This window comes from Streptomyces roseofulvus (genome assembly GCF_039534915.1).
GTDB lineage: Bacteria > Actinomycetota > Actinomycetes > Streptomycetales > Streptomycetaceae > Streptomyces > Streptomyces roseofulvus.
In genome coordinates, this window is record NZ_BAAAWE010000001.1 from 8,155,471 (window position 1) to 8,179,844 (window position 24,374).

General features: G+C 68.6%; 20 protein-coding genes and 1 pseudogene. 14 read left to right on the plus strand and 7 right to left on the minus strand.

Translation table 11 applies throughout. The features are described from left to right. Positions 1-443 precede the first annotated feature (443 nt). Positions 444-782 (plus strand): hypothetical protein, encoded by a 339-nt coding sequence (locus tag ABFY03_RS37625; RefSeq protein ID WP_346168703.1) that lies wholly within the window; start codon positions 444-446, stop codon positions 780-782. Between the two features lie 35 nt (positions 783-817). On the opposite strand, the pseudogene ABFY03_RS37630 reads toward ABFY03_RS37625, so the two are convergent. Beyond that, positions 818-1,590: pseudogene (locus ABFY03_RS37630) on the minus strand (transposase). Between the two features lie 90 nt (positions 1,591-1,680). Then, complete coding sequence (locus ABFY03_RS37635) at positions 1,681-2,064, minus strand: hypothetical protein (RefSeq protein WP_346168702.1); 384 nt, start codon at positions 2,062-2,064, stop codon at positions 1,681-1,683. A 261-nt stretch (positions 2,065-2,325) separates the two neighbouring features. Here ABFY03_RS37635 and ABFY03_RS37640 point away from each other — a divergent pair, with 261 nt between their 5' ends. The 3 genes from ABFY03_RS37640 to ABFY03_RS37650 all read left to right on the plus strand — a co-directional run bounded on the left by ABFY03_RS37640 (position 2,326) and on the right by ABFY03_RS37650 (position 5,378). After that, complete coding sequence (locus tag ABFY03_RS37640) at positions 2,326-4,200, plus strand: AMP-dependent synthetase/ligase (RefSeq protein WP_346168701.1); 1,875 nt, start codon at positions 2,326-2,328, stop codon at positions 4,198-4,200. A 306-nt stretch (positions 4,201-4,506) separates the two neighbouring features. Further along, positions 4,507-4,890: a matrixin family metalloprotease gene (locus ABFY03_RS37645; RefSeq protein WP_346168700.1), complete on the plus strand. Its 384-nt coding sequence runs from the start codon at positions 4,507-4,509 to the stop codon at positions 4,888-4,890. A 2-nt stretch (positions 4,891-4,892) separates the two neighbouring features. Next, complete coding sequence (locus tag ABFY03_RS37650; protein WP_346168699.1) at positions 4,893-5,378, plus strand: hypothetical protein; 486 nt, start codon at positions 4,893-4,895, stop codon at positions 5,376-5,378. A 247-nt stretch (positions 5,379-5,625) separates the two neighbouring features. Here the strand turns inward: ABFY03_RS37650 and ABFY03_RS37655 are convergent, their stop codons facing one another. Then, positions 5,626-6,081 (minus strand): DinB/UmuC family translesion DNA polymerase, encoded by a 456-nt coding sequence (locus ABFY03_RS37655; RefSeq protein ID WP_346168698.1) that lies wholly within the window; start codon positions 6,079-6,081, stop codon positions 5,626-5,628. A 338-nt stretch (positions 6,082-6,419) separates the two neighbouring features. On the opposite strand from ABFY03_RS37655, the gene ABFY03_RS37660 reads away from it, so the two are divergent. Further along, a complete protein-coding gene (locus tag ABFY03_RS37660) occupies positions 6,420-6,851 on the plus strand; it encodes an SMI1/KNR4 family protein (protein ID WP_346168697.1) in 432 nt (143 codons plus the stop codon). A 465-nt stretch (positions 6,852-7,316) separates the two neighbouring features. Then, positions 7,317-8,417, plus strand: coding sequence for a DUF5954 family protein (locus ABFY03_RS37665; protein WP_346168696.1), 1,101 nt, complete (start codon positions 7,317-7,319; stop codon positions 8,415-8,417). Positions 8,418-8,572: 155 nt separating this feature from the next. Here ABFY03_RS37665 and ABFY03_RS37670 read toward each other — a convergent pair whose 3' ends face one another. Further along, positions 8,573-9,343: a transposase gene (locus tag ABFY03_RS37670; protein WP_346168695.1), complete on the minus strand. Its 771-nt coding sequence runs from the start codon at positions 9,341-9,343 to the stop codon at positions 8,573-8,575. Between the two features lie 38 nt (positions 9,344-9,381). Further along, a complete protein-coding gene (locus ABFY03_RS37675; RefSeq protein ID WP_346168694.1) occupies positions 9,382-10,062 on the minus strand; it encodes a hypothetical protein in 681 nt (226 codons plus the stop codon). Positions 10,063-10,866: 804 nt separating this feature from the next. Here ABFY03_RS37675 and ABFY03_RS37680 point away from each other — a divergent pair. The 5 genes from ABFY03_RS37680 to ABFY03_RS37700 all read left to right on the plus strand — a co-directional run bounded on the left by ABFY03_RS37680 (position 10,867) and on the right by ABFY03_RS37700 (position 14,772). Beyond that, positions 10,867-11,019 (plus strand): hypothetical protein, encoded by a 153-nt coding sequence (locus tag ABFY03_RS37680; protein WP_346168693.1) that lies wholly within the window; start codon positions 10,867-10,869, stop codon positions 11,017-11,019. Positions 11,020-12,336: 1,317 nt separating this feature from the next. Next, a complete protein-coding gene (locus ABFY03_RS37685; protein ID WP_346168692.1) occupies positions 12,337-13,008 on the plus strand; it encodes a DUF4097 family beta strand repeat-containing protein in 672 nt (223 codons plus the stop codon). Between the two features lie 66 nt (positions 13,009-13,074). Beyond that, positions 13,075-13,323, plus strand: a complete 249-nt coding sequence (locus ABFY03_RS37690; protein ID WP_346168691.1) for a hypothetical protein — start codon at positions 13,075-13,077, stop codon at positions 13,321-13,323. A gap of 37 nt (positions 13,324-13,360) precedes the next feature. Further along, positions 13,361-14,205, plus strand: a protein-coding gene (locus tag ABFY03_RS37695; protein ID WP_386724007.1) for an IS5 family transposase whose coding sequence is annotated in 2 segments (ribosomal slippage) — positions 13,361-13,717 and positions 13,720-14,205 — 843 coding nt in all. Because the reading frame shifts where the segments join, the coding sequence is not laid out codon by codon here. Between the two features lie 336 nt (positions 14,206-14,541). Next, complete coding sequence (locus ABFY03_RS37700) at positions 14,542-14,772, plus strand: hypothetical protein (protein ID WP_346168690.1); 231 nt, start codon at positions 14,542-14,544, stop codon at positions 14,770-14,772. 51 nt (positions 14,773-14,823) lie between these two features. Here ABFY03_RS37700 and ABFY03_RS37705 read toward each other — a convergent pair whose 3' ends face one another. Together ABFY03_RS37705 and ABFY03_RS37710 are read right to left on the minus strand one after the other, a co-directional pair. Next, entirely contained in the window at positions 14,824-15,042 is a 219-nt protein-coding gene (locus ABFY03_RS37705) for a hypothetical protein (protein ID WP_346168689.1), read from the minus strand. 1,056 nt (positions 15,043-16,098) lie between these two features. Next, on the minus strand, positions 16,099-16,497 hold the full coding sequence (locus ABFY03_RS37710) for a hypothetical protein (RefSeq protein WP_346168688.1): 399 nt from the start codon (positions 16,495-16,497) through the stop codon (positions 16,099-16,101). 517 nt (positions 16,498-17,014) lie between these two features. Here ABFY03_RS37710 and ABFY03_RS37715 point away from each other — a divergent pair. The 3 genes from ABFY03_RS37715 (at position 17,015) to ABFY03_RS37725 (ending at position 24,203) form a co-directional block, all read left to right on the plus strand. Further along, positions 17,015-18,544 carry a GIY-YIG nuclease family protein gene (locus ABFY03_RS37715; RefSeq protein ID WP_346168687.1) on the plus strand — a complete coding sequence of 510 codons (1,530 nt, stop codon included), beginning with the start codon at positions 17,015-17,017 and terminating at the stop codon, positions 18,542-18,544. Between the two features lie 751 nt (positions 18,545-19,295). Further along, positions 19,296-19,529 (plus strand): hypothetical protein, encoded by a 234-nt coding sequence (locus ABFY03_RS37720; RefSeq protein ID WP_346168686.1) that lies wholly within the window; start codon positions 19,296-19,298, stop codon positions 19,527-19,529. 150 nt (positions 19,530-19,679) lie between these two features. Beyond that, positions 19,680-24,203, plus strand: a complete 4,524-nt coding sequence (locus ABFY03_RS37725; protein WP_346168685.1) for an NACHT domain-containing protein — start codon at positions 19,680-19,682, stop codon at positions 24,201-24,203. The last annotated feature ends 171 nt before the right edge of the window (positions 24,204-24,374 follow it).

Here is a 24,374-nt window from a genome sequence, read left to right on the forward strand (position 1 = left end):
ACGCCGCATTTCGTCGATGAAGCCCTTCACCGGCTCCAGCACGCTCGGCCGTGGCGGCGGCTTCCGATTCGACGGTGCCGGCGGCTCCAACGCCGTCCGCACCGGGTTCCGCGGGCACCTTGACCGCGCGGCGAGCTCCCGCCCCGACAGCCCCTGCTCGCGATGAACCCGGCGGATCCTCTCGAACGGCCTACCACGTGACCTGTGCACCAGCGGTTTCCCTGGCCTGGACCGTGATCAACAGGCACAGCGTGACGGCCAACCAGCGCTCCCTCTCGCCATTGCTCCGAAAGCGGCATGTTCCACACCATCACGCCGCATGGTTCCCGACTCACCGATGAACCACCGGCTCCCGTCCACATCGAAGACGTGGCTTTCCTTCACCCCGACAAAGACACTCGACTGCTCCCCGCGTATGCGGGGATGGCCCTCACGGCGAGCCCATGGACCCGGCGGCCTCGGCTGCTTCCCGCGCCCGCGGGCTGGCGACCGTCATCACCCCGCCGGGGCTCGGCGCCTGCTCCCCGCACAAACGCACCTCACCGCAGCCGGTGACCGCCCGGCCGCCCTCGCCCCGAACCGTCGCCGGATGGATCCTGTGCCGTCCGGACACCCGTACCGAACCCGGGCAACTCCAGCTCAAGGCCGCCCGGACGCACTGCCCAGAAAACGACGCCCTCACCAGGCACGTCCGCTCCTTCGCGACCATGCTCACCGAGCGCCTGCCCGGCTGGCTCGTGCATACCGTCACTCTGTCGGGCTCAGGTCTGTCCCGTAAATGATCTATGGCATGCCGATCGCGTATCGGACCCTGTGCTCATCCGGCGAGGGTGAGGTTGTGGAGTCGGGCGATGCCGAGCATGGCGTGGTGAACCCCGTCGCCCTTGAGGCGGCAGTCGCGGAGGACCTTCCACGTCTTCATTCGTGCGAAGGCGTGCTCGACGCGGGCGCGGACCTTGCGGTGGGAGGCGTTGTGCTCCTCTTTCCAGGCCGGTAGTTCGGCCTGGCCTCGTTCACGGTGGTGCGGGATGACCAGGCCGGTGCCGCGGTAGCCGCCGTCAGCGATCACGGTTGTTCTGCCGACGGCGGCCTTCGCGCCGGACAGCTCCCATGCCTTGCAGTCGTTGCGGTTGCCCGGCAGGGGCCGGCCGACGGCTACGACGAGCCGGGTGTCAGCGTCGGTGATGACTTGGTGGTTGATGGAGTAGCGGTAGTTCTTCGGCTGCTCGGTGATGCTGTGGTCGCGGGTGGGAACCATGGTGCCGTCCACGATCAGCACGGTGTCCTTGCGGAACCGCCGGCGCTGTTGCAGCGAGAGCAACGGCCCGAAATGGTTGATGATGTGGTCGGCAGCCGACTTCGACACCCCGAACAGCAGGGCGAGCTGGCGCAGGGTGAGGTTGGTGCGCCAGTACGCGGCGACCAGCAAGACCCGGTCCTCCAGGGGCAGGCTCCAGGGCCGGCCCTTGCGGACCGGATCAGCACCCTCGCGCCGGAGCGCGGTGATAGCAGCCTGCCGAACTGCCGCGCGCTCAGCCCGGTGAACGGGGCTATCCAGGACAGCTGCGACGCCGTGATCACACCAGTCACGGCGAGATCCTCACACGGCCCCGCCGGTACCGCCGAGCTGATCACTTCCTATCCTAGCCAGGCACAGATCCTTGGCCGCGGGTCAGGGGATCAACGATCTTCCCACTGGGTGCGGGCGAGCTCCGTGTTCGTCCGGACCAGGTCCTCGTCGTCCTCGATCATGAACAGCGAATACCGGCCCATTGCGTCCAGGGCGTCGAAGACCCGGTGGGCCCAGGCGTCCGAGTCCGGCTGATTGGCAGTGACCCGGGCCGGGTGAGAATGGTATGGCTCGTCCAGGTCTGGCGGCACGGCGACCCAGCAGCTCAGCCAGTGCTCGTTGTCCCCCCAGGTGAAGGAGGGGGATCGCCCGTCGGTGTCACAGAAGAACTCGATGCCGAAGGCCGCTTCGAGGTCGGCCCGCACGGCCTCCGCGAGGGTGGCCCCAGGGGCCTGCGGCCCCCGGAAGCCGGCGTAGATGTCGTATTCGATCAAGATGATCAGCCTCAGTCCACGTCGAAGGTCTCCTCGTAGCAGTATCCGATCAGTCACACCTGGGTGAACTCACGCGACGCTCGTCTTTACACCGGATTTTCCAGACCTGATGTGCGCGCAGCACCGCAAGGCCGGAAAGCGAATTCGTGATCCAACTCCCCTACCCAGCCCGGCGATTTAGCCCTAGCCTCTGCACCACCCCCCAAAGTTACTCGCCAGTCAACCGATGTGTGATGGGTGCCCTCGGGCCCGGAGGCCGACATGAGTTCCGCGCAGTACCTTCTCGAAAGCCGCCCGCATTCCGTGGCGCACCTGTTCCTGTCACGGGTCGAGGCCACCCCCGACCGGGAGGCGTACCGGTATCCCGCAGAGGTCGACGGCGGTGAGGAGTGGCGTTCGCTGACATGGGAGCAGGCGGCACAACGGGTGAAGGCGATTGCGGCCGGACTTCTCTCCCTGGGCCTGCGGAGCGAGGAGCGGGTGGCGATCTCCTCGTCGACGCGGATCGAGTGGATCCTCGCCGACATGGGCGTGATGTGCGCGGGCGCGGCGGCGACGGCCGTCTACCCGAGCACCAACGGCGAGGAAACGGCGTACATCCTGGCCGACTCGGGCAGCCGTGCGATCTTCGTGGAGAACGCCGAGCAGCTGGCCAAGGTCGCCGCGCACAAGAGCGAGCTGCCGGACCTGGACGTTGTGGTCCTGTTCGATCCCGCGCCGGACGCGGCCGCGATCGAGGGACTGGAGGTGCTCACCCTCGCCGAGCTGGAGCGGCGCGGCGCCGAGTACCTCGCGAAGCACCCCGACGCGGTCGAGACGACGGTCCAGGGCATCGGCCCGGAGCAGCTCGCCACGCTGATTTACACCTCCGGCACGACCGGCCGCCCCAAGGGCGTGCGGCTCGTGCACGACTGCTGGTCCTACCAGGGCGTCGCCCAGGAGTCGACGGGCCTCGTCCTTGCCGACGACGTGCAGTTCCTGTGGCTGCCGCTGTCTCACGTCTTCGGCAAGGCCCTGATCGCGGGCCAGGTGCAGTCCGGGCACGTCATGGCCGTGGACGGCCGGGTCGACCTCATCATCACGAACCTGCCGGTCATCCGGCCCACCATTATGGCGTCCGCGCCGCGGGTCTTTGAGAAGGTCTACAACGGCATCGCCGCCAGGGCCCGTGCCGAGGGCGGCGCCAAGTACAAGATCTTCCAGTGGGCGGCGAAGGTCGCACGCGACTACGCCAGGACCGGCCAGGAGCAGATGGTCGCCACCGGCCGCCGCACTGTCCCGCTGTCCCTGGCCGTCCAGCGCGCCCTTGCCGACAAGCTGGTCTACGGCAAGATCCGCGCGGCCTTCGGCGGCCGGCTGCGCGGCAGCGCGTCGGGCAGCGCCGCGCTCGCCCCCGACATCGGCTACTTCTTCGCCGGTGTCGGCGTCCCCGTGCTGGAGGGCTACGGCCTCACGGAGACGAGCGCGGCCTGCACCGTCAACCCTGCCGACGACAGCCGGGTGGGCACGGTCGGCAGGCCGCTGCCCGGGACGGAGGTCCGTATCGCCGAGGACGGGGAGATCCTGCTGCGCGGCCCGGGCATCATGCGCGGCTACCACAACCTTCCCGACAAGACCGCTGAAGTGCTGGAGAACGACGGCTGGTTCCGCACCGGGGACATCGGCGAGGTCGACAAGGACGGCTACGTCCGGATCACCGACCGCAAGAAGGACCTGTTCAAGACGTCGGGCGGCAAGTACGTGGCGCCCACCGAGATCGAGGGCCGGTTCAAGGCCGTCTGCCCCTTCGCGAGCAACATCCTGGTCATCGGCAACGACCGGAACTACTGCACTGCTCTGGTCGCGCTCGACGAGAGCGTGATCATGCCCTGGGCCGCCGCGAACGGTCTGGCCGGCCGCGGCTACGCCGAGGTCGTCACCTCCCCGGAGGTCCACGCGCTCATCGACGGCTTCGTCCAGCGCCTCAACACCGGCCTCCAGCGCTGGCAGACGATCAAGAAGTTCGCCGTCCTGCCCCGCGACCTCGATGTCGAGCACGGCGAGCTCACCCCGAGCCTGAAGGTCAAGCGCCCCGTCGTGGAGCGCGAGTACGCCGACCTGGTCGAAGCCATGTACGAAGGCGCCCGTGAGGTGTGACCCTATCCGGCTGTCCGGTACGCGGCCCCCTACCGGACAGCGCAAGGTGCCCGAACGGGCAGGGCAACAGGCTTACGTGGAGAGATGCGCCAAGATCCCTTCCCCTGCTGCGCCGGCCGGAGCCAGTAGCGCTCCAGCGGGGGCCACCTGAGACCGTCGCAGTCAGCCTGCCTTTGGTCACCCGTCGGCCAACCTTCGCCGACTGACCCGCGTGACTCGCCCCGGCCCGGGAGGATGCCCACCACGGCGAGGCACCCTGATGGCGCTCTTTGAACCTGGTTCTGACCGCGCTTCCGTGAAAGCTCAGTGCTCGCCGCGACCTACAGCACGATCTTCCCCAAGATCAAGCCCGATGGAGCCTCCAGCTACGCGGACCTGGAGTGGAGCGATACCCACCAGACCGCGAACGGCTGGAAACTCGTCTACGGCCGGTGGGACCCGAACACCGGCACGGACCAGCTGTGGTTCAACCGCGCTTACCTGGACGACGGCAAGTGCCTCGGCTCGACGGAGCACCGCCGGCGGGTCGCGGCGCACGAGCTGGGGCACGCGCTCGGCTTCTGCCACAAGCCGTACAACGGCATGTACCCGTCGATGATGTGGACGGAGTACTCCCACATCTCGGGTAAGGAGATCGACGGTCCCACCGAGCAGACCGACATCAAGGCGTATCACGCACTGTGGGGATGACCATGAACAAGAAGGCTGTCGCCGCGGCCGCGGGTGCGATGACCGCCGGCGCTCTGGCGCTGGGCGGCTGGTTCGCCTATCAGCACATGGAGAGCCAGGTCGGCTCCGGGCACGTGCTGCGCGGCTACGACGCCCACACCCCGGCGGGCACCGCACCGCACGCCGAGGACGTCTTCACTGGGCGCGTGGAGGCATTCGAGGAACGGCGGGAGCTCGAGCACTGGATGACCGACATCTACCGGGTCAGCGTCGTCTCGGTGCTGCGCGGGGACGTACGCGGCACAGTGCGCGTCACGTACGCGCCGGACGAGGAACCAGCCCAGAGGCTTACCGACGGCGAAACCTACGTGTTCGCCACACAGGCCTGGCGGGGAACTGTCGAGAACGGCCAGTCGCTGCTCTTCCACGGCGAGATGAAGCCCGTGGACGACGCGCAGTTGACCGCCTGGAAGCGCGCGACGGTCCTCCCCGTGGTGGCCGACCAGTAGCCGGTCCGAGGACCGTAGAGCATCTGGGACACCGCGGGCGCCGTCTGCCCGGCTTCCAGGACAGCCGTGGAAAGTCCGAGGGCCAGGGCCTGCCCTCTGGCGGTCCATCAGGAGCTGCGCCCCGAGCATGGGTCTCGTACGGTCGCGGTGGGCGACGTACAGGACCGTCGTCCCGCCGGGCGGCGCGCCGATCCTCGAATCTCCCCGAGCGAGTGCTAGCGCGCGTCCGGAGCTCCGTCTAGCGATGTCAGGAGGCGTGGCGGTAGTCGGCGGCAGGTTTGGCGACGGGGTGGCCCCAGCGGGTGTTGAGCCGGTCGAGGACGGGTTCGATGCGGAGTCTGGCCTCGCGTTCGGTGTCGAGGGACATCTGGGTGCCGGGGCCTTCGCCGGCGGCGGTGAGGTCTTCGACGGTGAGGACGATCCGCCGTACCCGCGCACGCTGGAGCGCCATGCCGTCGAGGATCCGATAGGCGGCGCTGCGGAGGTCCTCCGTGTGTCCGGACGCGGCAGGCAGCGTGCGGGTCCGGGAGACGCTGGCGCCGCCGGCGAGCCCGATGGTCAGGTTGACCTTCCGGGCGACCTGGTCGCGGCGCCGAATCCGCTCGCCGACGGTGACCACGAGGCTGAGCACGGCGGCGCGCACGCTCGCGGCGTCGGTCTCGTCCCAGGGGAAGGCGGTGTGGGCGCTGGTCGACTCGGGCATGCGGTGCGCAGTGATCGTCCGAGGATCGGCCCCCCGCCCTCAGCCGACGCCTGGCCGCCCAGCACATCCCCAACCGGCCCGCCCGAACCACCACACTCGTGGCCCTAGCATGCGGCCTCTCGCCCGCGGTCCTCGGCCCGATGCTCGGCCTTCACCCGATCACAGCCGTCCAGTGGCGCCGCCGCGCCGTCACCGACTGGACCGCATACCTCCAAGCACGCACCGAGGCCGGCAACCAGGGGCAGGACCGAACAGGCAGACAGCACCAGGCGCAGAAGTCGGATCGCCCGGGTTTACCTGGGGCGATCCTGCATCCTGGCGTCTGAGAAGCTTCTTCGATGTGGCGTGAACAGATCCTTCAGGCGATGGCCGGTGCTGAGCTCGACGCTCCGGCCGGCGAAGAAGCGTTGGCAGCGGTCGAGAGCACACTCGGACAGCCGCTGCCCCCACAGTTGGCCAGTCTGCTACGAGAGTGCAACGGCGTGCGAGGGCGCTACGGTCTCGGCGTCGTCTGGAGCGCCGAGCGGATCGCGAAGGACAACGCGGATCTCCGCAGCACTCGCGACTTCACCGAGCTATACATGCCATTCGAACCACTGATGTTCTTCGGCGATAACGGGGGAGGCGACCAGTTCGCCTTCGTTCGAACTCCACAACGCGATGAGATCTTCGTCTGGGACCACGAGACGGACAGTCGATACCTGGTCTCCTACAGCCTGGACCAGTACATCGAACGGGCCCTGCAGGCCACCGGAGACTGGTACCGGTAAAACGGCCTCGGAATACAGCACCCTTGGAATGACGCTCCCCCGCCAGCTGAGCAGACGCCGTGGAGCCGCGCCCGGCGTGAGTCATGCGCGAACGACCAGGGCAGCCCCGACACCCTGATCGCCGTCACCGCGGCTTCCAACCGCAGCAAGGCGGACAAGGACCCGGCCGAGTGGCTGCCGTCGGACTCCTCCTACCACTGCACCTACGCCGCGACCTGGGTCGGCACGAAGCTCCGCTGGGACCTGGCCGCCGACGAGGTTGAGCGGGAAGCCCTTCTGGGGCTCGCCGAGGACTGCCCCACGACCGTCGCTTCCTACGAGCCGGCGCCGTAGACCAGGCGAAGACGAGGTGGTCCGCCTTGCTCCAGAGCGGGCCAAGATCGCATCCAGCCGCGTTCCGCTGCAGCGACACGGAGTTTTGCGGAATCCGCGATGCGAGCAAACGGCGGCCGCGACGATGGGGGCATGAGCGAACAGGACGCGGGGCCGGCAGAGCCGGTGGTGGTGAGGGTTCCGGTGGAGCCCGTCGAGGCCGCGATCGAGGCTGATGCCCGCGACGCAGCGGCTCGTCACAGCGGTCTGGCGGTCCGCGGCCCGCTGTTCGGCATCGCCGCCCAGGGGCCGGGGGACGGGCGGCGGTGGCGGGTGGTCGTCGAGGTCGCGCACGGCTGTCCGCAGGATGCCCGTGACGCGCTGAACTCCCTGCTCTGGTTCCGGGCGAAGGACGAGGCGCAGAGCCGGGAGGAACGCCGCCCATTGCTGGCGGCGGTCGCCCGTCTGGAGACCGAGCCCGTCGACGAGCTCACCGTGGGCACCACCCGCTACCGGGTCGTGCGGGCAGAGGAGTACGCGGCTGTCGACAGCCGCGGCGCCATCGAAACCCCACGTCCGACCGACCCCGAACCCCTCACCCCCGACTGGGGCCCCGGCGCCCGCAGCCCGAAGGTCGACGACGGTCTCGTCCTCGACCCCGAGGCGCCCCTCTCCCCGCTGCAGGCAGCGGAGCGAGTCGCCCTGCGCTCCCTGGCCTACAGCGGCACCCGCTTCCCCGACGCCGTCCTCGCGGACTCCGCACGTGCCGTGGAGAGCCATCCCGACGTCCTGCTGATGCCGGCGGCGTTCCTGATCACCGAGCGGTCCGGCGACGGCGAGTGGTCTGCGGGCAGCAGCCTCCACGCCACCGCCCACGATGCCCGCCGCACCCTGGACTTTGCCCTGACCTGGATGGAACCCCGCATCCGCAGCCTGATCCCCACCAACGCCGACCGCACCATCGATGCCCGCAACCCGCCCAACGGCACCACCGGCAAGGCAGCTGCGGAGCTCAAGGAATTCGCGATGGCCGCCGACATGCTGCGTGCCGGCCGCTGCGACCAGGTCGAAGCGGCCGGCACCGTCTACCGCATCACCCGCTCCCGACGCCTGCTGCGCTGGGGCCCCGACGGACCCGAGGTCCCGCGCCCCTCCGACACCAGCACCCACACCCCCTCGGCGCTCCACCCGTGCCTCGACGAGGACGGCACCGTCCATGTCGAGGACTCCGCGGGTGAGGAACCGTCCTGTTGACACAGGCCGGGATCGAGCCGGTTCCTGTCCGCAGGTTGGGCAGCAGTTGACGATCTTGGATGCCGCAGATGCTCACCAGGAATGACGTCACCCTTGGCTAAGGACTGTCCCGTAAATGATCTATGGCACGCCGACCGCGTATCGGACCCTGTGTCTCATTCGACGAGGGCGAGGTTGTGAAGCCGGGCGATGCTGAGCATGGCGTGATGAACGCCCTCGCCCTTGAGGCGGCAGTCGCGGAGGACCTTCCACGTCTTCATTCGTGCGAAGGCGTGCTCGACGCGGGCGCGGACCTTGCGATGGGAGGCGTTGTGCTCCTCTTTCCAGGCCGGTAGTTCGGCCTGGCCTCGTTCACGGTGGTGCAGGATGACCAGGCCGGTGCCGCGGTAGCCGCCGTCAGCGATCACGGTTGTTCTGCCGACGGCGGCCTTCGCGCCGGACAGCTCCCATGCCTTGCAGTCGTTGCGGTTGCCGGGCAGGGGCCGACCGACGGTGACGACGAGCCGGGTATCGGCGTCGATGACGACCTGGTGGTTGGTGGAGTAGCGGTAGTTCTTCGAACGCTCGGCGATGCTGTGATCGCGGGTGGGAACCAACGTGCCGTCCACGATCAGCACGGTGTCCTTGCGGAACCGCTGGCGCTGGCGCAGAGCGAGGGCGGGCCCGAGGTGGTCGATGATGCGGTCGGCAGCCGACTTCGAGATCCCGAACAGCGGAGCGAGCTGCCGCAGTGTCAGGTTGGTTCGCCCGTAGGCGACGACAAGCAGCACGCGATCCTCCAGCGGCAGACTCCATGGTCGTCCCTTGCGTGCCTGGGCTGCCTCCTCCTTGCGCAGAGCGGTGACGAGCGTGCCGAACTGCTGCGGGCTCAGCCCGGTGAACGGGCCTATCCAGCGGGGCTCCGATGCCGTGATCACACCAGTCATGGCGAGATCATCTCCCGGGCCTGGAAAGTCGTGTGGAGCTACGAGATCTCGGGGTACTGGGGGCGCTTTCGCTTGAGCTTGGCCAGGTCACTGAGATCGATGCCGGTGGCCTTGGCGTACTGCCTGGCCCAGTCGGCGACGGCCTGTCGGAAGAGGTAGTCGGGGCGACGGGGCACTGGTTCCTCGCCGCGGTTTCGCAGCTTGGCGACAGCCGCCCGCTCCAGATCCTGGGCACCGCACTGACGAGCCAGAAGGATGGCCTTCGCAAGCCGTCCCGGCTCGTTGTTGGCCGGTGTGAACGACCAGACCCCGCCCCGTTGGACGTGGGTGTCCGCGAGGAGCAGCAGCCCCAGGTCATGAAAGTCGCGGACGAAGTGCAGAGAGGACGGCCCGTAGCGAGTGACGCCGGCAGCGATCTCGGGGGCGAGCGGGGCGCTGCCTGTCGGCCAGGGATAGCAGGCGGCAGGAGGGATGCTGGACGGACTTGCATCACCGGTTGGCGTGGGGTGGTCGATCCCGATGCCCACCCCACCGAAGCCGTCCATCCGATCGCGAAGATCGATGTAGTCCGTGTGGACACTCCAGCCGAAGGCCGACCGGTCGGAGCGGTCCTTCCAGATCGAAAGCGTGGTGCACAGGCTTCCCCGGACGAACGTCAGCTTGCCGCCATCGACGCTGGCGGGAGCGGTTCCGAGCAGCTCGACGAACTGATCGGCCATCCTTCCTACCGTCCAGGGGCGCGTCACGACGGCATGATAGGCGCTGCCCCAGGGGCCTGATCGCCAGGGCTCCTGTCAGACCGCCCATCATTCGTAGATCATTTACGGGACAGCCCTTAGGAACGTCGCGAGGGGCTCCTCGAGCACCCTTGAACGATCAAGGGTGCTCGAGGGATCGCCTTCCGGCCCTCGCCCGGCCGTTCTGACAATCTGCGGCTCGTTCGCGGGCCCCAGGGCCCTGTCACCGCACCCGGCCGCCCGGGCCGTGTACCGGCCGGCGTCTACCCCGGGACGGGGCTCGCCGGCCCCGGTGCCGTGCCCCGCCCCTCGCGGCCGGCTCGGCGGCAGTCCCGGAGCGCCCCAGCAGTTACCGAATTCACCAACTGGTTCGTGATCATCAAGGTCGGGGAGGTACTCGCGTGAGTACTTCTCCGACCACCACCTCCGGATTTTTCGGAAGTGGTCGTCTTCCTGGGCTCCGGTTCGGGGGGTGTTCCCCTAGGGAACACCGGCGGCAGCGCTGCGACGAGGTACGTGCGGGCGTGCCCGGTCCGCTGGCCGCTCAGCGGACCCCGCCAAGGTCCCCGCGTCCGCCCCGGCCTGTTCGTCTGGCGCTCCGATCGTGGAGACCTGGCCGGTCGGCGTGGTCGTGTGTGTGCGGGGTGTGGGGGTAGGCGGGTGATCGGAGCGAAGTGGACGTCTCCTGGGGCTGGTCGTGCGCGTTCTTCCCCCGGCGCGTGCGGCCGGCCCGTCCGGCAGCCCGGACCCGGCCCCTATGGGCCCGTGTCTCACATGTGAGACACCTTGACGGTCGGGACCAGGGAGGGCACCGCCACCTCGACCTGGACCGTCACGTGGGAGGCGCCCGCCCTCGGCGAATCCGGCACGATCACCGAGACCCGCGCCACGGCGTTCACGGCGTGGGTGGGCGAGGCGCAGGCCGTCGGCACCAGCTGACCCGCGCGGCAAGGGGAAGCGGCGACTTCCCCAATTGGGGAAGAGCGATCTTGATCCCCGCTCACCACCAGGCTTACCACCGCGCTTACCACCGCAGGTCAACGGCCCGGGGCGACCGCTCGCCGGTACCGCCCGCCGCGAGGCCCCGTGGCCGGGACGGCCGGCTGGGTTGCCTCCCGGGTTGCCCTGCAAGGTGCTCCCCAGGTTGCCCTGCAAGTTGCTCTGCAGGTTGCCTCCAGGCTCTTGTGGCGACGGGCAAACCTGCAGCTCAGACCGTGTGGTCAAGGGGTGCGCGCCGCGCCGACTATTTCTGTACGGGACCCTCCTGAGGCTCCGGCTTTCGTACGGAGCCCGGCCCGGGGATCCGCCGGCCCCGCGCCACGCCCGCCGGCTGCGTGTCCAGTGCACCCTGGCGGCGAAGTGCTTCCGTGTCGGGCAGCGGCACGGCGGGCAGGTCGTCAAGGTCTCCTGCGCGACTGGTCGCGCCGCCACCGCGCCGCCACCTCACGTCCCTGCCCATCGCCCCTGGTCGGTGCCGAGGAGGCGGGCGCGCCCGAGGGGCTTCCCCGGGTCCGTCGGCCAGGCGCGTCCAGCGGTGAACGGCCGAGGCACCTGTGCCGGTCCGGCTGAGCATGCCGGTCTGCCCGGCGCTGAGCAGCACGGAGTCGACGGGTATCGCCAGAGGCGCAATCGTCTCCGCCCCTGTCTCCGCCGTGGCTGTCGACTGGGCCCAATCCGCCGCGTCGGCCGCGACGGCCGGCGTGCTCAGGGTCCCTGCGGATACGGCCAGGACCAGGGCGACGGCCGGGCTGAGGTGCTTCAAAGGGGGACCTCCCGCACAGAAGTGGTGGTGACGATCACTCACCATCAGCACCAGACCCATGAAGACCATTGAAGGTTGTACGGCACCGCCGGGATCAGGACTGGATCCGTCAGGTCTGCTCCAGGTCATGCTCGTCCGACACTGAGGCGTCCGGCGTTCCCACGGAAGCGCCAGGTCCGGGCGGTTGGCCGTAAACCCACGACACCGAGGCGGCGCGCCCTAGCCGGTCAGGCGATCTTCCCTTGTGGGGGAGTGGGCAGCGAGTGAGACGCGCTCTGCGCTCGGCACTGCCGGCCGTGGCGTTCACCGTCTCACCATTGCAATGCTGTGGCGTATGCCGTTGCATCAATGCGGCAGTCATTGCAATGAAATTCCCACGTTGACCTGCGCTGATGCCATTCCAGTGCAACGTGCTTGTTGCCACACCCTGGAAAGCAACGTAGCTTTTCCCATGTCGGAAACGCCGACCACGACTCCACGGGAGAAGCCACACCATGCAGACCTTCGCCACCACCGCCCCGATCACCACCGTCGTCGACATCCCCGCCGGCCACCTCCGCTTCATCGCCGCCGACCGGGCCGACGCCACCGTCGACATCCGCCCCGCCCGCCCCGGCAAGAGCCGCGACGTCAAGGCCGCCGAGGACACCACCGTCACCTACGCCGACGGCGTCCTCACCATCACCGCCCCCGAGGCGAAGAACCAGCTCTTCGGCCCCTCCGGCGCCGTCGAGGTCACCGTCCAGCTCCCCGCCGGCTCCCGCGTCCAGGCCAGGGCCGCCGGCGCCGAACTCCGCGGCGTCGGACGCCTCGGCGACGTCAGCTACGAAAGCGCCCAGGGCCCGGTCAAGCTCGACGAGGCCGCCACCGTCCGCCTCGCCCTCCAGGACGGCGACATCACCATCGGCCGCCTCAACGGCCCCGCCGACCTCACCACCGCCCGCGGCGACCTCCGCATCACCGAGGCCACCACCGGCACCGTCGTCCTCGCCACCCAGTCCGGCTCCATCACCGTCGGCGCCGCCCGCGGCACCGCCGCCACCCTCGACGCCGGCACCTCCTACGGCCGCATCCACAACACCCTGCAGAACGCCAAGGGCACCGGCGCCGACCTCACCATCCGCGCCACCACCTCCCACGGCGACATCACCGCCCACGCCAACTAGGGAGCTTCTTCCGGATCTTGGTCCGGGCGGACTTCGCACGCTGCTGTCCGCGCATATATTGGCGGCGTGGACGAAGCCGAGGTGAGTGGCCAGGCATGGAGGGACGAGGTCAGAGCACGTCCGACAGCTGAGCAGGATCGGGACGCCCTGGCCCGGCTCGTCGAAACGGATGCGGACTCCTTCGAGGTTGAGCTGTACGAGCGTGCGGCAGATCCCCAGGTGCTTTCGATTGATCGTGCCCAAAGGTCGCAGGCCGGGCAGTACGCCAGGCGTGTGCGACGGCTTCGCGAGCATCAGCGGCGCCAAGGCAGTTGAACAGTAGCCTTCGGATCATCTGATCGTTGGTTGATGTGTGTCGTTGACTGATGCCCAGTGGGCACGCATCGAGCCGTTGCTGCCGGACCGGACGCTTCGGCGGGGTGGGCGGTGGCGTGATCACCGGCAGGTGATCGACGCGATCGCGTTCAAGTACCGCACCGGGACACCGTGGATGGACCTGCCCGAGCACTTCGGCTGGTGGAAGGGCGCCCATAACCGGCTGCGGAAGTGGGCCGCCGATGGCACCTGGGAGAAGGTCTTCACCGCTCTGATGGCTCAGGCGGACGCCGAGGACGATCTCGATTGGATCGTCTCGGTCGACTCCACGATCGTCCGGGCTCATCAGCACGCCGCCGGGGCCCGTCAAAAGGGGCCCCGTCCGTCGAGCCGGACGATCATGCCCTCGGACGGTCCCGTGGCGGGCTGACGACGAAGATCCATCTCGCGGCTGACGGCCGATGTCGGCCCCTGGCGTTCGTCCTCACGCCTGGCCAGGCGGGTGACGCGCCCGCGTTCCCCGACGTCATGGCCAACCTGCGGGTGCCTCGCCCGATCGGTCGTCCCAGGACCACCCCGGAAATGGTCCTGGCCGACAAGGCGTATTCGTCCCCGGCGATCCGCGAGCATCTCCGTCGGCGCGGGATCCGGGCGGTGATTCCGCAGCCCGCCGACCAGGCCACCCACCGCAAACGCCGCGGCAGCTGGGGCGGCCGTCCGCCGGCCTTCGACCGCGACGCTTACAAGCGACGCAACACCGTTGAGCGGTGCATCAACAAGCTCAAGCAGTGGCGCGGCCTGGCTACCCGCTACGAGAAGACCGCCACCATCTACCTCGCCGGACTCCACATCGCCGCCATCTTCATCTGGTCCGCGAGATGATCCGAAGGAAACGGCCTAACCGCCGGCACACGTGCGGAAGCAAGACCAGCGCCGTGGAGGAGCCGGTCCACAGGGCGCTCCTCCGCCGCCCCTGACCGGCGTCCCAGGGACACCGATCGGTGCGCTCGGTGTCCCTGTTCGATCCCCGGAGTGCGCTAGTGGGGGAGTCCGGGGGTTCCCGGACAACCAGACGCTCCTCGAGGCGATCGGCAACCCGCGCCGCGAAGCCCACGACGCCCGCCAGCAGGCCGAGTACGACGCCCGCCAGCGCGAGCACCAGGAGGAACTGCGTCGCATCGCCGCCCAGCACCAGGCCGAGCGAGAGGCCGCCGTCCGGTGTGCGCCGACTGCGGCACCCGGTTCCCCGACGAACGGTGGAAGGCCATCGAGCCCGCCGGGTGGAGCGCCCCGCGCGAGACCCACCCGCACCTGTGCGACCACTGCAAGCAGCGCGCCCACGCCGCCGAACGGCAAGCCGCGCAGGCCGGGCCCGAGCATGAGGAGCACAACCAGGCCGTGCCCGAGCAGAAGGCCGGCGGCACCTGGCTCTCCCGCTTCCGAGGCTGACGACCGGATCGAGAGTACGGCCGGGCAGGACGTCCTGCCCGGCCGTGGCGGCTACTCCCAGGGCCGTGGCAGCGCGTGCCACAGGTCCCTGAGCCAGTCGGGCGGGTTGGTGAGGAACTTGTCCACCAGCCGGGCCGTGATGGACCGAGCGGCCCCTTCGGCGGCACCCTGGCCTATCGCGGCGGTCAGGCCGGCACCGACAGCGGGCTGCTGCGGGACGGGCGCAGGGACGGGCGGCTGTGCGGGCGCGGGAACGTTGTCCCGGGTCATGATGCTACTCCCTTGAGCGGAGGAATCGAGGACAGCGGACACCTGCTGTGGTGTCGTCCGCGTGGGGGTGGTGAGCGCCTCGCGGTCGGCGGTCCTGCGGCTCTCTGCGTGAGAGCGTCCCTGTGGGGTCGTAGCCCTGGCCCAAGGTGGCGTGTCCAGCGTAGCGGCGATCGGCGCAAGTGGTGCCCCGGGCGTCTGGCGGGTGGTCATCGGTACTGCCTCCAGCGTCAGTTCGACATGCGGGCGGACAGTGACAGGACTCAGGTGCTTGCGTCTCGTCCTGGCGGGCACGGCTTCTTCAACCCGCACGGGCCGAAGGCCGGGATCCAGGCAGCAGCGACCGGGAGGAACGATCCCGGGGCACGAGGAAGGCCCGGACGCCTGGTCCGGGCCTTGCGCTGTCGGGGGAGGGTGAGTGAGTCGACTGCCATGAAGGGAGTCGGCAACCTGTTCGTCTACGCCACCGCCAACACCGGCCTTTGACCGGCCGACGGGTACAGGGCCTCCACTCACCACCACGCTTACCACCGGCCTTACCAAGCCGCCGCGCACCGCTGTGACCTGCAAGGGCCAGTACTTGGGTTACTCCTCGCCCGCCAAAACCACGACCGACCCCGCCCCCGCCGCCCCTCTCGGCCCTACGCCCCGCCGCACCCGGGTAGGGTCGGGCACAGCCCGCGCCGATATGGCGTGCGCGGGCGAGGCCCGGTGCCCAGCGCGCTCTGGGAGCAGTACCACCGGGCCGCCCCTTCCTTCCCGCTCGGCCTGTCCGTACGGGTTGCGGGTCGCCTGCACGAGCCGGACGGGATGCGGCTGGTGAGTGCGAGCCCCATGGTGAGTCCGGCCGTGACCCTGATAGGTCCGCCCCTTGTTTTCCCAGGTGAACGGGCCTGCTGATAGGCGAGGCTGATAGGAGCTCGGGCCGGGCTTACCACGCGTGTGCAACGCGAACCGAGCTGGCCGGCTTCACGCAGGAGACGTTCGACTTCGGCTGACTCGACGACAGCGAGGCCGGGCAGGATCGCCCTGCCCGGCCCCGCTATCTGTTCCGGTTGCTCACCGGCTGAGGCGGATGCGTGGCCCCCACGCGAGCTCGAGGTCGTCGAGGAAGACGGTCTCCAGCTCCTTCTCCCACTTGCTGCGCAGACCGAACGGGTTGGTCTCCATCCGCTCCAGGACGACCAGGGTCTCGGACTGCCCGATCAGCGCGTACCGGCCGTGCGAGGCGGGCCGACTGCCGGGTCCGTACGCCCGCAGCAGCTCCTCCAGGCGCTCGCGGTGCTGCTCCACGAACGCCTCCAGGCGCTCGATGTACCCCGCCCGTTCCTCGGCGCGCACCGCGCGCAGAGCGACGTCCAGGAACTCCCCGTCCGGCCAGTGCAGCGCCGCGGGCGCGGCCAGGGCCCACGGGAAGCGCTCCGCCGCCGCCAAGACCTCCGTTGCGTCCACCGCCACGACCGGTTCGGCTTCCTGCACTGGTGTGCGTTCTCGCTTTTTCTGCGGCAGATAGAGGGCTCTGAGCCGCAGTGCAGCAGATAGTTGAGATGCCTCTTTGTCCTGCTTGCAGTGCGGTTGATCTGGGCTGCAACAAGTTGAATGAGAAGACCGCAAATAGAGTGAGAACTCGTGGCAGCCGTGGGTCCTTGCCGAGCGGAGGTCCTCGAGGACCGCTCGGAGGCAAGGAGATGCCCTTGACCAGCCGCGGTGGTACTGGTTGCCGGGCCCCGCGTCCATCGCCCTACATTTCCGGATCAGCGAGGACCTGACCGGAGTGAACGGCACCGGCGACGATTCCTGCCCACGCCGTGTACCCGAAGCCGCGGCCTGAGCCCCGGGCCGCTCAGGCCGAGCCGGGCACCCGGCTCCCGCCGGACAGGCGCTCGTCAGCGTCGATGTCAGTGGCCGCCTCTATGCTGCGCCGCACAGCGAGGCAAGACCCCGCTCACCCTTCAAGAGCGGGGAGTTGGAACCCATGGCGCGCACCGGCAGACCGCGGAAGGACCCGCGCCAGCCGGAAGAGATCATGCGGGCGGCGGGCCTGGAGCCCCTGGAGCCCTACCCCGGCAGCGCCGGCCCGTGGCGGTGCCGTCACGGGGCGTGCGGGCGGGAGGTCACCCCCCGCCTGAGCAACGTCACCAAGGGACAGCGCGGCTGCGTGTACTGCTCCGGTCGTGCCCGGATCGACCCCGAGGCCGCAGCCGGAGTGATGCGGGCGGCCGGCCTGGAACCCCTGGAGCCCTATCCCGGCAGCGACCGGAAGTGGCGGTGCCGCCACCTCGCCTGCGGACGCGAGGTCGCACCCACCTACGTCCGGATCAACTCCGGCTCAGGGCCCTGCCGATGGTGCGCACCGAACGCACCGGTCGACCCGGACGTTGCCGCAGCCGACATGCGGGCCGCGGGCCTGGAACCCCTCACCCCGTACCCGGGAGTGGACACACCGTGGCCCGGCCGCTGCACGACGTGCGGAGAGCGCGGGACCCCCACGCTGGGCTCCATCCGGAGGGGGCAGGGCGGCTGCTACCCCTGCGGCCGGCGCAAGGCCAACGAGTCGATGCGCCACGGCGCCGAGACCGCGGCCGCGGCGATGCGGGCGGCGGGCCTGGAGCCGCTGGAGCCGTACCCCGGCACCGCGTTCCCGTGGAAGAGCCGCTGCATCAAGTGCGGGACCACCGTCTCTCCCCGCCTGGGCTCCCTGACCGGCCGCAGCCGACGCCCAGCCTGCAAGCCATGCGCCGACCGGGCAACCGGTGTGGCACAGCGCCACGACGAGGACCTGGCCGTCGCCGAGATGCGCGAGCACGGATTCGAACCGCAGGAACCGTACCGCGGCGTCAAGTACCCCTGGCGGTGCCTGTGCCACGGCTGCGGCACCATCACGTCGCCGACCTTCGGATCCATCCTGGCCGGCCAGAGCGGATGCCGACGCTGCGCCGACCTCCGCGCCGCCGCCGCACGACGGGAAGACCCCGAACGCGCCGCCGCCTCCATGCGCGAGGCCGGTCTCGAGCCCCTGGAGCCCTACACCACGACCATGACGCCCTGGCGGTGCCGCTGCACCACCTGTGGCCGCACCTCGACCCCAATCCTGGCCAAGATCCGCAGCGGCCGCAGATGCAAGTACTGCGCCCGGCACGGCTTCGACCGCGCCGCGCCCGCCCGCGTCTACGTCGTCACCCACGCACAGCACGGCGCCGTCAAAATCGGCGTCGCCGGCGCTCTTCAGCGCAACGACCGCATCGCACAGCACCGCCGCCTCGGATGGGCCCTGTTCTACGAACACCACGTGCCCACCGGCGACGAGGCCCTGTCCGTCGAGCAGACAATCCTGCGCCGCCTGCGCGCCGCCGGGCACGGCATCTTCCTCACCGCCGCCCAGATGCCCAACGGCTGGACCGAGACGTTCGACGCCGCCCGCGTCACCGCCGCCCAGCTTCGAGACGCGATCCGGGAACACCAGCCCACGCCACCCCCACCTCAGCCGCCACCGACCCTGTTCTAGCTACTCCGCACCCGCCCTGGGACGACCCCGGCATCGGTGTTGCCGTTCACCTCGTGCAGGTGGGGGTGCGGCGCGCTCCGAGCCACGCATTACGGCCCTGCGCCAGATCACGCCCGTGGTCAGGACCTGGGCGGCGAGTGTTGCGTACTCAACCACCGCTTCGGGGCCGCATTTGGGACGGTACGGGCGCTGGGGCCTTGGTGCGGAGCCGGTTACCGCCGAAGAAGTCCCTTGCCATCGCGGTTCCTCTGGGTTCTCTGGCCGCACAGTTGAGACACCCAATGGCCCACTCCCACACAGGGAGCCGTGCCACCCCCCTCCCGCCACTGCATCGGGTGGGCAACACACGGACGTTGCCCACCCGATCCAGCGCCCGCAGGACGCCTTTTCCGCCCTCCCTGCACTGCCACGCAGGCCACCGCGAGATAGGAGGATCAGACACCTCAGCTCCACCGCAGTAACCGCCGGGCAGCCAACGTAAGACCTCTTGAGCCCCATGAGGCCAACACGCCCGAATGCCAGCTCACCATCCGGGAGCCATGACCGTGCACCGGGCCTGTCCCGGAACACATCCCAGCCCCTGACATGAACCTCATAGATCCTTCGCCTACGTTCGTGCCGTCGGAGATACTGGCAGCCGGTTGACGCGGCAGCGGTTCAGGCAGCAGGGATTCTGTGGAAGGCGGCTGCGGTAGGAACGCGGTAGCCAGCCGCGCTCGCGCTCGTCGCCGGGGTGCTCGCGGTCGCCGTAGTGGTGCGTCGCCGGGCCGCTTTCGCCCGGATCACGCGCCGCCGCCATCAGGCCGAGGAGCTCTGGTCGCAAGGCTGGTATTGCCACTGCTGCGGCACCGTCCACTTCGCCGACGTCCCCGGCGAGGACCGCCGCCCGCTCACCCTCCAGCGTTTCCGCGGGAGGGGCTGGGGGCACGGCGGCTACGGCGAGCTGGCGGCGCAGCAGCGCGCCGTGAACCCGGCCCGCTCCTGACGGCCAGCCCATCGCACCCCGCAGAACACTGGTCCCCGCGCCGCAAGGCCGGCGCCAATTGATATACAGCCCCCCGACCCCGGAGGCATGATGGCCTGGCGGTGCGAAGCCCGTGCGCTCTGCGCCGTTGACGCTATGGAGGCTCCCTGAATGGCACCACTGAACGCGACGAGCTTCGGCACGCTTCGAACCTGGAACGGCGAGCAGAGCCGGGCCTTCGAAGAACTTGCGTTCCAGCTACTCAAGGACAAAGCCCCTCCCGGAGCACGCGCGATCCGGACAGGCAACCCCGACGGCGGCGTCGAGTGGTACGCCACCCTGCCTGACGGCACCGAGCACGGGTGGCAGGCCAAACATGTCCACGGCATCGAAGCGCTTCTGACAGCCATGACCGACTCGGTCGAGCGGGTCGCGAAGGAACGGCCGGGCTTGCGGAAGCTGGTCTTCGTCATCTCCTGGAACCTGGCCACCGGCAAGAACAGACGCGAGCGCAAGTCCCAGCGTGAGAAGTACACCGACAAGGTCACCACCTGGCAGCAGACCATTCCCGGCGCCGACAGAATCGAGTTCGACCTGGTCCAGGAGAGCGACCTGCTGGACATCCTGGCCAAGCCCGAGCACAACGGCCGGCGCTGGTTCTGGTGGGGCGACCTCATCCTCGGATCTGACTGGCTGGCGCGACACCACCAGCAACAGGCCGATGCGGCAAGCGAGAAATACCGCCCCGACCTGCAAGTCGACGTCCCGATCCAGGACGACCTGCTCGCCCTCGGCTTCGACAAGTCAGTCCTCGCCCACTTCAACCGCCTTCTTCACGGCGTCGTGTCGGCCCTCGCCGACGTGGATGTCCACCAGGAAGGCGACGACTTTGCCGCGGCACCGCTGTACCAGGCCATTCAGCGCGCGGCCGCCACCCTGCAGGGGACGACGGCATCATTCATGCTGCAGGCGGGCGATTCCGCAGACGCCATGGACCTGCTTCTTGAAACGGCGGACAGATGTCAGAGAGCCATCGATGCTGCCAAAGACTTCGAGCGGCAACTCAAAGCAGAATGGCGCGAACTGCCCCAGGACGATCCGGCCAGGGAGAACAAGCCGACGGACCGGGCAAACAGCTACACGATCCATGACCTGCAGAGGGCGATGGGCGAGCTGATCTCCTGGATCGAATCATCAGCCGGCCAGTCGTTCCGGCGCCGGACCTACCTCCTCACCGGGCAGGCCGGATCCGGGAAGACGCACCTCCTGCTCGACGCGACCAAGCGCGCGCTCGACGCCGGGCGCCCTGCTGTGTTTCTCGCAGGAGCATGGTTCGGCCGGAGCAGTCTCTGGGCCAGCATCGCGGACCAGCTCGGCCTGGAAAACGTCGGAGCGGACATCCTCCTGCAGGCCATGGACGCTGCCGGCGAAGCCTCAGCCATGGCTGGCAGTCGATTCCTCCTGTGTGTCGACGCCCTCAACGAGACTTCATCACCGGACTTCTGGCGTGTCCATCTCCCGGCACTGCGGGCTGCCATCAAGCCCTACCCGCACATTGCCCTTGTCGTGTCCTGCCGGGACACCTACCAGGACCTTGTCCTGGAAGGGGCAGAAGGCTCGCACTATGTGCGCAGCAGCCATCCGGGATTTGCCGAGCGAGAGATCGAAGCAACCCAGAAGTACTTCGCGCACTACAAGCTCGAAGCACCGAAGATTCCGCTGCTGACCCCCGAGTTCGCGTTGCCGCTCTTCCTGCGGATGTACTGCGAGAGCTTGTCCGCCCCCGGCGCCGGCGTGCCCTCCACCGGCCACCAGGGCCGGATCGCGATCTTCGAGCGATACCTTGAGGTGAAGATCGCGACAGTGGCACGCCGCTCACGGCCGGACGTAACCTCCGGATACGAACTGGACATGGCCAAAGCGCACGTCCGCAAGGCGCTGGAAGCGCTGCTCGACGAGCTGTCTCGTCTCGGGCGAGAAAGCATGAGCAGCCCCGCCGCCGAGACGTGCGTCAAGAACGCCCTCGACACGAACGCTGACGGCACGCGGATCCTGGGCCTCCTCCAGGAGGAAGGAGTCCTCACCCGCGAGCACCTTTACCTGGGCGACGCCTACGGCGAAGGCGTCCGCATCGTCTTCCAGACCTTCGCCGATTTCCTGCTTCTCAAGCGCCGCCTCGCGCAGTCCACCGACCCGCTCAACGACCAAGCCCTCAAAGACTGGTTGACCAATGAGTGCAGCTGGGGCATCAGCGAGGCAGCCACGATCCTGTTCCCTGAACTCTACGGCCTCGAACTGCCCGACCTTCTTCACATCACTCTCGGCGACGCACCGTCACGGGACGAGGACAGGGCAGCATGGGAACGCCATCGCCGCGACTCGCAGCTCTACCGCTCCCTGGTGGAGATGCTGCCCTACCGCGACGCGCAAGCCATCTCCCAGCGCACCGTCGACCTTCTCAACGACGCACAGCCCTACCTTTCGCGCGGCGAGTTCTACCAGGTCCTGTTCACCCTGGCCCCCCAACCAGGCAACCGCCTCAACGGCGACGGACTGCACCACTACCTCAGCAAGCGCCCCATGCCGCAGCGGGACCGAGATTTCGGGTTCGCGACCTATCACGAACTGTTCGAGCCGTTCAGCCCCGCCTCCCGCCTCGCACGCTGGGCTGCCGCCGGCCCCTATCCCGCCTACGCTGCCCACGTCATCGAGCTGGCTTGTATCCCGTTGTGCTGGCTGCTGTCCTCACCCAACCGCTTCATGCGCGACTGGGTCACCAAAGCCCTCGTCCAGCTTTTGAGCGGCCACCTCGATGTCACGCGGACGCTCCTTGAACGGTTCTGGAAGGTCGACGACCCCTACGTTGTCCAGCGCGTCACCGCCATCGCCTACGGAGCCCTGCTCCGCAGCACGCCAGCACAAGCACCCGGTGCGCGGGCACTTGCCGAAGCCGTTCACTCGCTTGTCTTCACCCCTCCTGTCCGGGCGGACGAACTGCTCCTCGACGCCGCCCGGGGCATCGTCCGGTGGGCGGTCGCCCACCAGCTGCTGCCCGACACCGCGCTGACCTCATCCCAGCGCCCCTACGGTCTCACGCCGCCCGGACCGCCACCCACCGAAGCCACCATCGAGGCCAAGTACCCATGGGACAAGGACCAGCCCGACGAGGAAAGCTACGCATCCATCAGGTTCTCGCTGCTGGGCATGGGCGACTTCGGCCGATACGTCGTCGAACCGGGTGTCCACCACTTCTCCCGGCACCGTATCGGCCAGGACTATCCGGCCCGCGGACACGGCAAGCCACGGTTCGTCAAGAGCCGCTGGAAACAGTTCACGGCATCACTCAGCGACGAGCAGCAAGCGTCGCTTGCCGATTGGCTGGCCAACCCCGAATCACGCAGCATGAGCCGCCTTGAGCTACTCCTGGAAGACGAAGACGATCCTTTCACCGAAGAGCAGCGCCAGTTGCTAGAACGCGCCTTCGTCTACCCGAAGTACGTCAGCGACGAGTACTCAGCCGACACCGCCCGACGGTGGATTTTCCGCCGCACCCTCAGTCTCGGCTGGACACCCGAACTCTTCGGTCGCCAAGACCGCATGATCGCCCACCGCGACGGCAGAGAAGGACACAAGGCCGAACGCTGGGGCAAGAAGTACCAGTGGATGGCCTACCACGAACTCCTGGCACGCATCGCGGACAACTACCAAACATCACGCAGATTCGACGACAGCGAACCCTACGAAGGACTGCACCAGATCATCGGCGACCGCGAAATCGACCCCAGCCTCCCGCCGATCGACTTCCGCGCCTTCAGTGAGAACACCGGCAGCGGCGAAACCTGCTGGGAACCACCACCGATCCAGCTACTGCGCTGGCCTCCCACACCCCTCGACTTCCGTCACTACCAAGACGACACCTCCCAGTTCATGGCCGACACAGCGACAGAACCCACCGTCCACAATTCCCTGTTCGTAACCGACCGCGACGGCAACGACTGGGTTGTGCTCGAGAGTTTCGTGAAGAAGATCGATCCACTGGCACGCAGAGGCTGGCAGGGCCTTCAGGAACACAGCTCCATCGGCACGTTTCTCACTACCGCCTCCCACGCCCGCCGTCTCGTTGCCGCCCTTCCCGAACAATCCGGTCACCGGATCAGCGACCTCACCGATTCCCATGGCCACACCGACTGCTGCTACATCGGCGAAGTAGGCCGCACCGGGCCCGCCTGCCCCAACCGGCACGCCGAATTCCACCAGACACACCTGGCAGACAAACCCTACGAAATTGCCGCAACCATGGAGCGATACACCTGGGAAGGCAACATCCTCGACTGCTCCATTGACGCAACCACAAGCACCACCCTGCCCTCGACATTCATCCAGCAGACCGCTGCACTCACCTTCGACCCCCGCGGCCCCAGCTGGCTCGACGAAACAGGAACCCCAGTCTTCACCAACTACGACGAAGAAGGAAACGACAGCCACGCCTTCCTGGTCCGCGCATCCTTCCTGAAGAATTTCCTGACCAAGCACAAGCTCGAACTCATCGTGCTCCACCGCTTCGAACGGATGAGGCTCAGCGACAACCACAGAGGCGACAATCCCTACGTGGAGGAACGCACCGAAGCCCGGCTCACCGAGCACTTGGTGCTCCGCTCCAACACACCACGACGCACGGAACGCAACCTCACCTGAGTATTCGGCCCAGTCAAAGGAACCGCAGACCGATGGCGTCTCGCCCCACGAGGGATGGGGGTGCCCGGATGCCTGTCGGTGCCGACTTGCTGGCGCTCTGGAAGGCCAGCCGCCCCTGGACCTCCGTACGCGGTTGGTCCGCGCCCACGCGCCCAGGCGGCGTCCCGCACA

What these genes read in the sequence shown, in the direction of transcription:
- ABFY03_RS37625 (WP_346168703.1), top strand. Translation starts at nt 444, where the DNA reads ATGGACCCGGCGGCCTCGGCTGCTTCCCGCGCCCGCGGGCTGGCGACC.
- ABFY03_RS37640 (WP_346168701.1), top strand. Translation starts at nt 2,326, where the DNA reads ATGAGTTCCGCGCAGTACCTTCTCGAAAGCCGCCCGCATTCCGTGGCG.
- ABFY03_RS37650 (WP_346168699.1), top strand. Translation starts at nt 4,893, where the DNA reads ATGAACAAGAAGGCTGTCGCCGCGGCCGCGGGTGCGATGACCGCCGGC.
- ABFY03_RS37655 (WP_346168698.1), bottom strand. Translation starts at nt 6,081, where the DNA reads ATGCCCGAGTCGACCAGCGCCCACACCGCCTTCCCCTGGGACGAGACC.
- ABFY03_RS37660 (WP_346168697.1), top strand. Translation starts at nt 6,420, where the DNA reads ATGTGGCGTGAACAGATCCTTCAGGCGATGGCCGGTGCTGAGCTCGAC.
- ABFY03_RS37665 (WP_346168696.1), top strand. Translation starts at nt 7,317, where the DNA reads ATGAGCGAACAGGACGCGGGGCCGGCAGAGCCGGTGGTGGTGAGGGTT.
- ABFY03_RS37670 (WP_346168695.1), bottom strand. Translation starts at nt 9,343, where the DNA reads ATGACTGGTGTGATCACGGCATCGGAGCCCCGCTGGATAGGCCCGTTC.
- ABFY03_RS37675 (WP_346168694.1), bottom strand. Translation starts at nt 10,062, where the DNA reads ATGGCCGATCAGTTCGTCGAGCTGCTCGGAACCGCTCCCGCCAGCGTC.
- ABFY03_RS37685 (WP_346168692.1), top strand. Translation starts at nt 12,337, where the DNA reads ATGCAGACCTTCGCCACCACCGCCCCGATCACCACCGTCGTCGACATC.
- ABFY03_RS37705 (WP_346168689.1), bottom strand. Translation starts at nt 15,042, where the DNA reads ATGACCCGGGACAACGTTCCCGCGCCCGCACAGCCGCCCGTCCCTGCG.
- ABFY03_RS37715 (WP_346168687.1), top strand. Translation starts at nt 17,015, where the DNA reads ATGGCGCGCACCGGCAGACCGCGGAAGGACCCGCGCCAGCCGGAAGAG.
- ABFY03_RS37725 (WP_346168685.1), top strand. Translation starts at nt 19,680, where the DNA reads ATGGCACCACTGAACGCGACGAGCTTCGGCACGCTTCGAACCTGGAAC.